Origin of the sequence: Maritalea sp. S77, assembly GCF_049801075.1 — a bacterium.
Taxonomy (GTDB): domain Bacteria; phylum Pseudomonadota; class Alphaproteobacteria; order Rhizobiales; family Devosiaceae; genus Maritalea.
In genome coordinates this window covers 59,648-71,912 of record NZ_JBNAGG010000006.1, presented here as the reverse complement: position 1 = coordinate 71,912, position 12,265 = coordinate 59,648, and the positions used below count along the sequence as shown (strand labels likewise).

Annotated in this window: 12 protein-coding genes; 9 read left to right on the top strand and 3 right to left on the bottom strand. The window is 52.1% G+C overall.

Translation table 11 applies throughout. From position 1 onward, the window contains the following. The first annotated feature begins 41 nt into the window (after positions 1-41). The 7 genes from ACP15Y_RS15910 to ACP15Y_RS15880 all read left to right on the top strand — a co-directional run bounded on the left by ACP15Y_RS15910 (position 42) and on the right by ACP15Y_RS15880 (position 4,927). Positions 42-734 (top strand): DUF1045 domain-containing protein, encoded by a 693-nt coding sequence (locus tag ACP15Y_RS15910; RefSeq protein ID WP_424984098.1) that lies wholly within the window; start codon positions 42-44, stop codon positions 732-734. Between the two features lie 17 nt (positions 735-751). After that, positions 752-1,891: an alpha-D-ribose 1-methylphosphonate 5-triphosphate diphosphatase gene (locus ACP15Y_RS15905; RefSeq protein ID WP_424984097.1), complete on the top strand. Its 1,140-nt coding sequence runs from the start codon at positions 752-754 to the stop codon at positions 1,889-1,891. Between the two features lie 10 nt (positions 1,892-1,901). Continuing rightward, positions 1,902-2,477: a phosphonate metabolism protein/1,5-bisphosphokinase (PRPP-forming) PhnN gene (phnN, locus tag ACP15Y_RS15900; protein ID WP_424984096.1), complete on the top strand. Its 576-nt coding sequence runs from the start codon at positions 1,902-1,904 to the stop codon at positions 2,475-2,477. A gap of 58 nt (positions 2,478-2,535) precedes the next feature. Continuing rightward, entirely contained in the window at positions 2,536-3,009 is a 474-nt protein-coding gene (locus ACP15Y_RS15895; protein WP_424984095.1) for a DUF1203 domain-containing protein, read from the top strand. A gap of 116 nt (positions 3,010-3,125) precedes the next feature. Beyond that, positions 3,126-3,590, top strand: a complete 465-nt coding sequence (locus ACP15Y_RS15890) for a CAP domain-containing protein (protein ID WP_424984094.1) — start codon at positions 3,126-3,128, stop codon at positions 3,588-3,590. Next, positions 3,587-3,808 carry a sulfurtransferase TusA family protein gene (locus ACP15Y_RS15885; protein ID WP_424984093.1) on the top strand — a complete coding sequence of 74 codons (222 nt, stop codon included), beginning with the start codon at positions 3,587-3,589 and terminating at the stop codon, positions 3,806-3,808. Before ACP15Y_RS15890 ends, ACP15Y_RS15885 begins: the two co-directional genes overlap by 4 nt. A 54-nt stretch (positions 3,809-3,862) precedes the next feature. Then, the gene (locus tag ACP15Y_RS15880; protein WP_424984092.1) at positions 3,863-4,927 is read left to right on the top strand and encodes a bifunctional transcriptional activator/DNA repair enzyme AdaA; all 1,065 of its coding nucleotides are present in this window, start codon (positions 3,863-3,865) and stop codon (positions 4,925-4,927) included. Here ACP15Y_RS15880 and ACP15Y_RS15875 read toward each other — a convergent pair. After that, complete coding sequence (locus tag ACP15Y_RS15875) at positions 4,919-6,004, bottom strand: D-alanyl-D-alanine carboxypeptidase family protein (RefSeq protein ID WP_424984091.1); 1,086 nt, start codon at positions 6,002-6,004, stop codon at positions 4,919-4,921. The two genes, ACP15Y_RS15880 and ACP15Y_RS15875, sit on opposite strands and share 9 nt — an antisense overlap. A 210-nt stretch (positions 6,005-6,214) precedes the next feature. On the opposite strand from ACP15Y_RS15875, the gene ACP15Y_RS15870 reads away from it, so the two are divergent. Continuing rightward, on the top strand, positions 6,215-8,074 hold the full coding sequence (locus ACP15Y_RS15870; RefSeq protein ID WP_424984090.1) for a monovalent cation:proton antiporter-2 (CPA2) family protein: 1,860 nt from the start codon (positions 6,215-6,217) through the stop codon (positions 8,072-8,074). 33 nt (positions 8,075-8,107) lie between these two features. Here the strand turns inward: ACP15Y_RS15870 and ACP15Y_RS15865 are convergent, their stop codons facing one another. Beyond that, the gene (locus tag ACP15Y_RS15865; protein WP_424984089.1) at positions 8,108-8,695 is read right to left on the bottom strand and encodes a hypothetical protein; all 588 of its coding nucleotides are present in this window, start codon (positions 8,693-8,695) and stop codon (positions 8,108-8,110) included. Positions 8,696-8,820: 125 nt separating this feature from the next. Here ACP15Y_RS15865 and ACP15Y_RS15860 point away from each other — a divergent pair, with 125 nt between their 5' ends. Further along, positions 8,821-9,930, top strand: coding sequence for a serine hydrolase domain-containing protein (locus ACP15Y_RS15860; protein WP_424984088.1), 1,110 nt, complete (start codon positions 8,821-8,823; stop codon positions 9,928-9,930). A 36-nt stretch (positions 9,931-9,966) separates the two neighbouring features. Here ACP15Y_RS15860 and ACP15Y_RS15855 read toward each other — a convergent pair whose 3' ends face one another. Beyond that, positions 9,967-12,120 (bottom strand): OmpA family protein, encoded by a 2,154-nt coding sequence (locus tag ACP15Y_RS15855; RefSeq protein ID WP_424984087.1) that lies wholly within the window; start codon positions 12,118-12,120, stop codon positions 9,967-9,969. Positions 12,121-12,265: the final 145 nt, after the last annotated feature.

Genomic DNA, 12,265 nt, shown 5'->3' with positions numbered 1-12,265 from the left:
CGAAGGCGCGAGTTCACGCCTTCCAATTCTTAAGGTCCCTCATGTCTGAGCGTTATGCGATATATTATGCGCCAGCCACAAATGACTCTTTGTGGCAAAAAGCCAGCCAATGGCTTGGGCGCGATTGCCATCAAAAAGGTGAGTTGGCGCAGCCATCAATCAACGGCATGACGCCAGTTGACCAATATCGGTTTACGGCCTCGCCGCGGCGTTATGGCTTTCATGCCACCATCAAAGCACCGTTCCATTTGGCCCCCAACACCAATATCGATTCGCTACGGCGGGAGCTAAGAGCATTTGCCAATGTGCAAAAACCTGTCGAAATCGGCGCGCTAAAACTGCATCAAATCGGCAAATTTATCGCCATGGTCCCTGCGCAACAAAGCGAAGAATTGACCAAATTTGCGCAAAAAGTGGTGCGCCATTTTGATCGCTATCGCGCGCCACTTAGCCAAGAAAAACGGCAAGAACGCATCGCTTCTGGCCTCAATGAACGCCAGATCGAGCTACTGGATAAATGGGGTTACCCTTATGTGAGCGAGCAGTTCAAAATGCATTTGACCCTAACGGGGCAAGTGGATGAACTGGCAGGCAAGATGCTTTTTGAAGCCGCGCAGCATTGGTTTGCGGAAGAGCTGGAACGCACCTACACCTTCAACAATTTGGCGCTATATCACGAGCCAGAACAAGGCGCGCCTGTTGTTCGATTAGAAGATTTCCCTTTAAAGGGCTGAACGAAAGCTGAGATGAAATGAATGAAAATCTAAGCATTAAAAATGCAAAGCTGATCCTTGCAGACAGCGAAATGACAGGCGCCTTAAACGTTCAAGACGGTGTGATCGCCGACATGGCAAGCACAGGCGACACTGGCCTCGATTTTGACGGCGACTATCTGGTGCCGGGCCTGGTTGAATTGCATACTGATCATTTGGAAAGCCACTACCGCCCCCGGCCCGGTGTATTCTGGGACCCGATGGCCGCGTTGCATGCCCATGATGCGCAAGTCACTTCATCAGGTATAACCACCGTGTTCGACGCGGTGCGGATCGGCTCTGATACTGATATGAAAAATATGGGCGAGCACGTCGATGTGTTGGTGGGCGCCATCACCAAGGCCAAGGCGGAAAAACGCCTCCGCTCAGATCACTTGATCCATTTGCGCTGCGAATTGTCCAGCCATGATGCTTTGGAGCAGTTTGAGCAATATTGCCAAAATGAACTGGTGAAACTGGCCTCCCTGATGGACCACACGCCGGGCCAACGCCAATTTATGCAGTTGGAACAATATTACCTTTATTACCAAGGCAAAACCGGCATGAGCGATGCGGAGATGGAACATTTCATCGCCGCACGTATCGCCGAGCATGAGCAATTTTCTGCGCCGAACCGCCAGGCAATTGTTAAACGCGGGCATGAGATTGGCTTGGCCCTTGCCAGCCATGATGATGCGACAGCAGAACATGTGGACGAAGCCAAACGTGATGGCGTAGCCATTGCCGAATTCCCAACCACCATTGAAGCGGCGAAAGCCTCTCGCGATGCGAACCTAGCGATCCTGATGGGTGCACCAAACGTGGTGCGTGGCAAATCGCACTCAGGCAATATTTCCGCCACCGATTTGGCCAAAGAAGGTTTGCTGGACGTTCTAAGCTCAGACTATGTGCCCTTCTCCTTGATGCAAGGTGCGTTCAAACTGGCAGAGAATGTAGAGCAAATCAGCCTGCCCCACGCCATTGCCAAAGTCTCGCTCAACCCTGCCCGAGCTGCAGGCCTTGACGACCGCGGTGAAATTGCTGTGGGCAAAAAAGCTGATTTTGCCCGCGTGCATTTGCCTGAAGATGGCGTGCCGATCGTACGTGCGGTATGGCGCGACGGCCAACGCGTAATCTAAGGAACGCAATATGTCGGACGCTTTTAAGGGCATTTTGATTTTTGTCGTTGGCCCTTCTGGCGCAGGCAAAGACACTTTGATGGCGGGCGCGGCCGACGCGCTCAGCCAAGATCCCAATATCGGCTTTGTGCGCCGCCTAATCACCCGTGAGGCGATGGCTGAACTGGAAGATCACGGCACCATCAGCGAAACCCAATATGAAGAGATGGTGCAGCAGGGCGATTTCGCTTTGCACTGGCGCGCCCACGGCCTCGGCTACATCATCCCGAAAACCATTGAGGATGAATTGCGCGCTGGTAAAACGCTGATCTGCAATACGTCGCGCAAACAATTGCCGATCGCCCATCAAAAATATCCAATCCACGTGATCAACATCACCGCGCCACTGGCCTTGCGTGCCGAACGCCTTGCGGGCCGTGGCCGGGAAACCAAAGAAGAAATCACCCAGCGGCTCAACCGCAAAGTAGACGACATCGACCCCAGCTTGCCGCAAACCCAGATCATCAATGATCAGTCCTTGGAGATTGGCGTGGCCCGATTGCTCGAAGCAATCAACGAAGCGAAAACGCAAAAAGTCGCAATGTAAAAATCGGGTCGAGTTTCGACGCACCTTGCGCAATTTTCCTTCAAAAAGGAGCATATATATGTCGATCAAATTCACCGCGATTCCGACCGAAATAGCCAACAACTGGCGCAATGGCGGCACCGACGCTCACGGTCTTCTACCAGAACACCGCATTTCTGACGGCGGCGCGCCCTGTCGCCATTGTCTGAAAAACATCCCCGAGGGTAAGGGCGTTCTGCTCGGGGCTTACAAGCCCTTTCAATCAATTGGCGCTTTCTCTGAGATCGGTCCGATTTTCATCTGCGAAGACAATTGCCAGCGTTTTGAAGATAAAAATGGCGCGCTGCCACCCGTGATTGCCGAACGCGAGCAGTTTCTGATCCGAGGCTATTCGGCAGATGAGAAAATTGATTATCGCACGGGTCAGATCGTGAAGGTGAAGGAATTACTGGAACAAGCCGAAAAGATATTTGCTTATCAGGATGTTGCCTTCATCCACATTCGATCTGCGGCCTATAGTTGCTTTACAACCCGCATCGATCGCGCCAGTTGATCATCTCATTTCCGCCGCACTTATCAGGCAATTTTGCCGCAGCCAGCAAAGCTTTGCTGGCTGTTTTTTGTGGGTTCTGATATGAGCCATTTGCGATGATGCGGTTGGGAGTTTTTATGCGTAAATTATTGCTTGGATTAGTTTTGATGTTGCCATTGGCAGCCTGCACCACCATGACCAGTCAATTGCCAGCGGCTTTGACAGCGCGGATGGACACAAACAATCCGCAATTGGATCGGCAAGCCGCGCTGAACCTAATCAACCAATATCGCACAGCCAATGGCCTCAACATGCTGACCTTGGACGCAAATGTGCAGGTGAAAGCACAAGACGCTGCCGTGGCCTACGCAAAGAACGGCAACAGCCAAGCGGCCACTAAGCCTTTGAATGTGCCCGGCGAAACAGCCAGCCTCACCAGCGCGGGCTATGCCACCTTTGCTGACACATTTTCCGGATGGCGCAACAGCGCCAAGGACTCAAAAGTCCTCTTGAACCCATTCGCTTCCAAAGCAGCCATCGCCGTGCATTATGATGCGAACTCGACCTATGGCACCTATTGGGTGCTTGGTCTCGCAAAATGAGCGAGCGGCTCGTTGATACAAGGGGGCTAAACTGCCCCCTGCCTGTTATAAAAGCAGAGAAAGCATTGGCCGAGATTGCGGCCGGTCAATCAATCACACTCTTAGCAACCGACCCGTTGGCGTCCATCGACATTCCCAATATGTGCAACAAGCAAGGCTTCACCCTTACTGAACACAGCACGGAAGATGGCGTAATCCGTTTTCTGATCCAAAAATAATTAGACGCCCGAATTGAGACAGACCTGTCACAAATCTTACGATAAGATGTGACCATGCTATTTCAATTACCAAATGACGATCAACTTTATCAGGCCCTTCTCAACCGCGATCCATCCTATGATGGTCGTGTGTTTGTCGCTGTATCTTCCACGGGCATTTTCTGTCGACTCACCTGCCCGGCACGAAAACCAAAACGCGAAAATTGCACCTTTTTTGAAACCGCAAGCGAAGCGCTTGAGATGGGGTTTCGCGCATGCAAAAAGTGCCATCCCACCACCAGCGAAGCTGAGGGCAACAAAGCCATCCGCACATTGGTAACGGCGCTTGAAGAGCGTCCCGATCATTTTTGGCAGGAAAGCGACATCACCCGTTTGGGTTTTGACCCCTCTACCGTGCGGCGTGCGTTCAAACGCCAGTTCGGCATCACTTTTTTGGAAATGGCGCGGCTGACCCGCCTGCGCAACAGCTTCACCACGCTGAAGGACGGCGGCAAGATGATCGAAGCTCAACTGGATGCGGGCTTTTCATCGCCCAGCGCGTTCCGCACCGCCTTTGCGAAAAATATTGGTCTAAAGCCAAAAGACTTTAGTGCCGATGCGCCGCTTAAAGCAGATTGGTTCGACACGCCCTTGGGCACCATGATTGCCGTGGCCGACGAAGCTCACTTGCATTTGCTGGAGTTTCACGACCGCAAAGCACTGTCCACCGAATTGAAGAAATTATTCAAAGCCGCCAAGGGGCAAATGGGCTTCGGCACAACGCCGATCATCGAGGAAACCCAGCGACAAATGCTGGAGTTCTTTGACGGTAAACGCCCCACATTTGACCTAAAACTAGCCCTACATGGCTCCGCCTTCACCCAAACAGTGTGGCAGATGTTACAGACAATTCCTGCCGGAGAAACCGTAAGCTATGGCGCATTGGCGAAACGCTTGGGCAATCCCACTGCGGCGCGCGCCGTTGCTCGCGCAAATGGCGCCAACCAAATTGCAGTGATCATCCCCTGCCATCGCGTGATCGGGGCGGACGGACAGCTCACTGGTTATGGCGGCGGCCTCTGGCGGAAGCAAAAGCTGATCGAGTTAGAAATGCATTATCGACGCGAAAAATCAGCGTAGAACCACTGGTCGAGGGCGTGGCAATTCAATCGGCTTTGGCACAAAGGCATAAGCAGGCCGAGGCCGTGGCAATTCCACATTCACCAACTTACCCAATGTGGTCACCCGCACCACTTTGCGCGGCACGTCATCGTTCAAATAGCTGATCTGACCTTCCAACCCAAAAGGAAATGCCGCTTTGCGGGCCGTCAAATATGCCTTCGCATCAGCGCCACACATTTCCGGGCGGCGGTCCGGAGGCGACATGGCCAAATTTGCAATGGCCGTCACACTTTTGCGGGTGCCGCCATAGCGCCCTTGAAAGCCACGTTCCAACAACAGCGCAGCCAATTCGCCACGTTCACGCGCCGAAACGCCGCCAAACACAACCGCCATTAACTCGCGACCATTGCGCTCAGCCGTGGCAACAATATTGAGCCCTGATGAACATACATAGCCGGTTTTCATGCCTGTGGTGCCGCGAAACTTCTCCAGCAGCACATTGAACGATTTTAAGGTCGAATTGCCGAACTTAATCGCGCGGGTCTCAAATATTTCATCATATTGCGGATAGCGAGATCGGATCACAAAGGCCAAAATTGCAATATCGCGCGCGGAGGTGACTTGGTTTGGATCATGCAATCCATGTGAGTTGGCAAAGCGCGTGGCAGTTAGCCCCAGATTGGCGGCATGGCTGTTCATCAGGCGCACAAAATCTGGCTCCGAACCGCCGATGGTTTCGCCAATGGCGGTGGCCACATCGTTGGCTGATTTAACCAACATCAAATAAAGCGCATCTTCGAGCGTAACCGCTGTTCCGACGGGAAAACCCATTTTACTTGGTGGTGCCTTAAGGGCGTTTTCACTCATCACCACGGGTGTATCGAGCGTCACCCGCCCAGAGGCAATCGCCTCAAAAGCGGCGTAGGCCGTCATCAATTTGGTCAACGAGGCAGGATGCCAAGGGCGACCCGCTTCGCTTTCAAACAAAACCTCACCCGTGCGCATATCCAATAGCAATTGCGGCAAAGCAAAGCTTGGCCCTGCGCCCAACAAAAATGTCAAGACGAGCAAAATGACACGGCAAAAAGAACGCATGAAAACCCCGACCCAAAAATATGTGGCACCAGTTCTAACCTTGGCGGCTCCGGCATGCAATCACTGCCGGGCGATTGCGACATTTTTTTGCGCCAATCGCCACAAATATAAGCAAGGCGGGCAAAATCTACCTGAAACCATTTGACGGTTTGCCGAAAGCCGCTCCAAACTAGCTGTGGAGCTGGGGATATCAAGGATAGGGGAAATATTGTGACCGTCGAATTTATGTTGATCGCATTCATTTTGTTTTTGTCGGGCGCGATTTGTGTTCCCATTGCAACGCGCCTTGGGCTGGGGTCGGTGTTGGGATATCTGATCGCAGGCATCATCGTCGCTCCCATTCTGAGTTATGTTGAAGCAGACATCACCTCACTGCAGCACTTCGCCGAATTTGGCGTGGTCATGATGTTGTTTATTGTTGGCTTAGAAATGAGCCCCAAAAGCCTATGGGAAATGCGTGGGCAGATATTTTTGCTTGGCGGCGCACAAGTTTTACTCACCGCCACCGCTATCGCTGGTGTGTCGCTGCTCATCGGCGTTGCGTGGCAATCTGCCATCGCGATTGGGCTTATTTTTGCGCTTTCATCCACCGCGATTGTCAATCAAACGCTGAATGAAAAAGGTTTAATGCGCAGCGATGGCGGGCGCGCGAGCTTTTCAACTTTGTTGTTCCAAGACATTGCGGTTATCCCCATGCTGGCCTTAATCCCCCTACTCGCCCTGCCCGAGCTGATGTCGGCGGGGCACCATGGCGACGATGGGCACGGCGAAAGCCTGAGCCTTGTGAGCGGCCTTGAAGGTTGGCAAACCGCACTGGTGACGCTCGCGGCCATTGCCGTTGTGATCATCGGCGGTGTTTTGCTCACCAATCCTATTTTCCGCTATGTCGCAAAAGCCAGATTGCGGGAGCTGTTGATCGCAACCGCCCTGATGTTAGTGCTGGGGATCGCCCTGCTCATGTCATTGGTTGGCCTGTCGCCAGCTCTCGGCACTTTCCTTGCTGGCGTGGTGATGGCGAACAGCGAATATCGCCACGAGCTCGAAAGCGATATTGACCCATTTAAAGGTCTTTTCCTTGGTGTGTTTTTCATCACCATTGGCGCGGGGATCAGCTTTGGCTATCTCGCTAATAATTTCGCGCTGATTATGGGGCTGACACTGGGCCTGATTGCGCTGAAGATGATTGTCATGCTTGCGTTGGCACGGTTGTTTGGATTGAAGGGCGAAAATAAATGGCTTTATGGCCTAGGCTTAGCCCAAGCCGGTGAATTTGGGTTTGTGCTACTTTCCTTCTCCGTTTCAAACTTCATCCTGTCTGAAGAACTATCGCAAATGCTCCTGATGGTGGTGGCACTATCCATGATGCTCACCCCCTTCATTTTCATCATCTATGACCGCGTGATCGCGCCGATTTATGCCCGCGGGCAAGATCGGCCCGCTGATGAAATTGAAGAAACCAACGGTGTGATTATTGCAGGGCATGGCAGATTTGGCGGTATCGTCAACAGAGTATTGCGGGCGGCAGGTTATCAACCCACCGTGGTGGATTACAGCTCAGAACAATTGGCGATGCTACGGCAATTCGGCTTGAAAGTGTATTTCGGCGATGCCACGCGGCCCGACCTTATGCACGCAGCAGGCATCGAACACGCGAAAATGTTGGTCATCGCAATTGATGACAAGCAAGCCATCACGGACTTGGCCCATTATGTCATCAAAAATTATCCGCATGTGCATGTGATTGCCCGCGCCCTTGATCGGAACCATGTTTACGACCTCTGGGCACATGGATGTCGCGACATTATTCGCGAAACCTATGACAGTTCTATCCGCGCCTCACGGTCGAGCTTGGAAGCCTTGGGACACAAAAGGGATATCGCCCAGCAAATGGTTGATGAATTTGAAAGCGTAGACCGCAAATTTATGGTGGAAATGGCAGAACTCTGGCAAGTCAATGTGCCCGCCACCGAGAATGAGCAATATATGACGCGCGTGAGGGAATCCGTTGACGAATGGGAGAAAAAGGTGAGCGAGAGCATGAGGGAGATTGCATCGCAAAAGTCCGACTAATTGGCTCTGCGGCACTCGCGCCTAAAAACTGTGCTATGAGGATTTCAGCGGGCTTAACCCCAATGTCACCAAATGAAGAGGCGCACCTTCCTCTTCTTCTAGCTCACTGGTGAACTCATCCACCACTGCATTTAGCCGTGACAACAAACGCTGTCTCTGTTTATCATTCAAAGGCACCGTGAACTGCAAAGAAGCAATGTTTGCTTCGCCCGGCTGCCGTTTAGCCAACCCATGCTCCAATGCGAACGTTGCAGCTTTCCCTGCGCGGCGAAAATCGGCTCTTGCATTCTCTGCAATAGCGGCCAGATAGTCTGGATCATCATTATCCGGATCTGTTTGCAACAAATGTGCGACTGGTCGATAAAGTTGCTCTGTGCGTGCGCCCGATCGGCGTTCACCAGCTGGCAAAACCAGCCCCACATCCACCAGCTTTTCAATATGGTGATATAGACTATGCGGGCTTCGACCAATCGCCCTGGCAATATCTGCCACGCCCCCCTCACGGATATTCAACAGCCCGATAAAAACATCATGCGTGGCTGTCGCCCCCAGCACGCGCAATTGCTCTGGCCGATCTAAAATAAATGTATCCGGGCGATCTTGAATAGGCGGCTGACTCATATTAAATAACTTTCATATATTTTAATATAAAACAATTACTTAAGGCAAAAATGATGTACTTATCCAAAATTCCCCAGCTAATTCCCCTGATTTTTATTACTACATTAAGCTCGAAAGGCCTGTTCATGAGCGCTCATGCCCAAGATCAAAACACAAATGCAAATCTGCAAAAAATGATGGATGACCGCTTGCCTCAGATTCTGCAAGATGCCGGACAAATCGGCAATGGCGGCGTCGTGATGCAGAATGGCAATATTGTCGCCGAGTCGCACAGCGGACTTCAACGCAAAGACACAGAATTTTCTATTGACGCAAATGATGTTTGGCATATCGGCTCCATCACCAAATCCATCACTGCGACTATGATTGGCCGCTTGGCCGATCAGGGTAAGCTAAATCTTTCCGATAGCATTACAGATTTGTGGCCTGAGCAAGCTGAAAATTTTGACCCCGCTTGGCGCACAGTCACCATGAGCCAATTGCTGCATCACACTAGCGGCGCAAAAACAAATTTTGGGCTGAAAGTTCTCGCCAATCGAGATTTCGAAAACCAAGCTGAACTAGACAGTGCAAGGCAAGACGCTGTGTTGAGCATTTTGCAAAAAGCACCAGAAACTACCCCCGGCACAAATTTCGAATATTCCAATGTTGGCTACACCATCGCTGGGCAATTGGCAGTGCAGCGAGCCGGAAAATCGTGGGAACAATTGGTGCGAGAGGAAGTGTTTGAACCACTGAAATTGACCAGCGCCGGCTTTGGTCCACCTCAAGGCCAAAACCCGTGGGGCCATGCCAAAAAACTGATGGTGTTGACCCAGGCGATGGACCCGACCTCTTCCAATGCTGACAATTCAGCCATTATGGGGCCTGCAGGCATCGTACATATGAGTTTGGCAGATCTGGCAAAATATGGCCAAGCTCATCTGGCCATTGATGCAGGCACAAGCGACTATATTTCCGCTGAAACGGCAAAAGCGCTGCACACATCGCCACAGCAAATAAACGAAAATCACCCGCCTTACGCGGCAGGCTGGATTTGGATGAGCTTTAGCGAAGATGGGCGATTAAGCCTGTTCCACAACGGTTCAAACACAATGTGGTACGCCTTTTTGGTCAATGATCCCAAAACCAACGCATCCTTCGCGTTCGCAACCAATATCGGCAACATCAAACGGTCAGAATTTGGCTTCGGCAAACTGACCCATGACATGTTGGGCGCGCTCAACGAGCAATAAAAAAGCCCCTGCAAAGTTGCAGGGGCTTCATTTCATTTAGCGGCGGGCAACGGGGGAGACCAGCGGCGTAATCCGCTTAATGGTCACCCGTCTGTTCCGACGGTCCGCTTCTTGCGTACGCACTTTCAAATAGCGCTCGCCATAGCCTTGGGTTGCCAAGTTCTCTGGCGGAATGCCGAAGGCCTGGGTCAAGATCACCGCGACGGTCTCCGCACGACGGTCTGACAGCTCAAGGTTGTAAACCTCACCACCAACAGCGTCCGTGTGCCCTTCAATCAAGAAGGTTTCCGCAGGGTTTTCATCCAACAAATCAAGCATCGCATTGGCCACATTGGTCAAACTATCGATTTGATTGGTAGAGATCGTGGCTTTCGCTGTATCAAAGGTCAGACCACCGACCTCTAGGCGACGCACCATATCCCGAATACGCGCAGAGCGTTTTACTTCATTGATGGAATATAGACGCTGCACACGTTCCAGTGGCGGCTGATCAAGGAATTGAACCAACTCGTCTTCATCTGCCTCGTCTGCATCCAACACATATTCTGACACTGGGATATCGAGACGCAATGGACCAAGATCAAGTGCAGGGTCACGCCATTCCAGCAAGTCTTCCTCATAGGTCTCGTCCACATAGACAAGCACATATTCACGACCATCTGGCGCAAAACGCGAGCGGCGAATAATGTCCCCATTGCGGTTGTAGATGGTCACGATTTCTGTGGCATCAGCACGCACAATGGTTTCGCGGGTGCGGCCATTGCGCAAACGCTCGATATAAGTCTCGTCAGAGCCTTGCTCCAACCGCTCATTATCTTTGTTCTCGACAATCACCTGGTTGTTGAACTGGAACACAATCCGGAAATCAGAGTCGTTTTCCTGCACAACTTTCGCATCTTTAGGCGCACTGCGTGCCGCGGCAGCTTCAACTTTCTCTTCCTCAGAAACCCGCTCACCTTCTTCCGCGGTGATTGAAGTAATTTCTTTCGGCGCAGCTTCCGCTTGGGCTTCAGCATCATCCTGTGGCGGTGGCGCATCGGCTTTCACCTCAGCATCAGCGTCTGTTTCAACCGCAGTTTCACCATCGGTTTCTGCCTCAGCATTTGCATCCGTTTCAGCTTCTTCAGCAGGCACGGGCGCAGGCTCTTCCTTCGCACTATCAAGCACAGGGGCAACGTCTTCTTCAGATGTTTCCTCGCCTTCAACTTGCTCCAACGGCTCAGTTGGCTGCTCTTCTACAGGCGCTACTTCGCCTTCAGTAGCCGCCTGTTCGCCTTCCTGAACATCAGCTTCTTGCGTCTGCTCCTCTGAAGTGGCCTCACCGGAATTCATCTCAAGCGGTGCCAAATCATTTGGCAAACGCATCTCAGCAGGCACATATTCATCTAGGCACGCTGCAAGGTCCGGCGCGCCCAACTCAGCACAAATTGCTTCAAGGTCTAAACGCGCATTAAGCACAGCATCCGCTGCCGCTGAACTGTCTTCGCCAGCCGCATCAGCTTGAGTGGATGAAATACGTGCAGCCGCATATGCCTCATACGCCGCGATAAGTTCCGGCGCACTGTCATCAGCGCTCATTTCATCTTGGCTTTCAACCGGCGCCTCTTCACTTACAGGCTCTTCAACAGCTTCCGCATCCGCTTGCACTTCTGTCTGTGCGTCACTTTCTGCATTAGCTTCAGGCGCGGCCTCTTCGCTTTCCATCACTGGCTCAGGGTCGCTTTCCATCACCGGTTCAGGTTCAGATTGCGTCTCAACCGGCACTTCCGCTTCAGCTTCTGGGGTTGGCTCGATATCGATCGGCGCCAAATCATCTGGCAGGCGCATTTCCGGTGGAATATATTGATCCAAACAAGTCGCCAGATCAGGTGCCTCTAAAACACGGCATGCATCGCTCAAATTTTCACGTGCCATACCCAAATTGCTGGCAGCAACGGCGACATCGCCACCGTCGGCCTGCACTTCGGTAAGATTGATCCGTGCTTCAGCATATTGTTCATACGCCACCATCAGTTCAGCAACCCCAGCTTGGTCCTGCATATCTTGTGCAGGTGCTTCAGTTGCTTGTGTTTCTTCAGCTGGGGCTTCTTGGGCTGGCACGTCCTGGTTGGGTGCATCCTGTGCTATGGCTTGCATAGGCGCGATGCTCAACATCGCCAGCATGGTATTCTTCAAAATCGCGTTGCGCATTGGCACGCTCCTTATGGTTTCGAGAAGTCATCCGACTCATATGCGGGCTCGCCGAAACAACCTGTCTCGCATGTCACAATTCTGCATATGATCTGATATGCAGATGTCCATATAAGAATGTTTCGCGGGGAGTTCGGTTCCATAA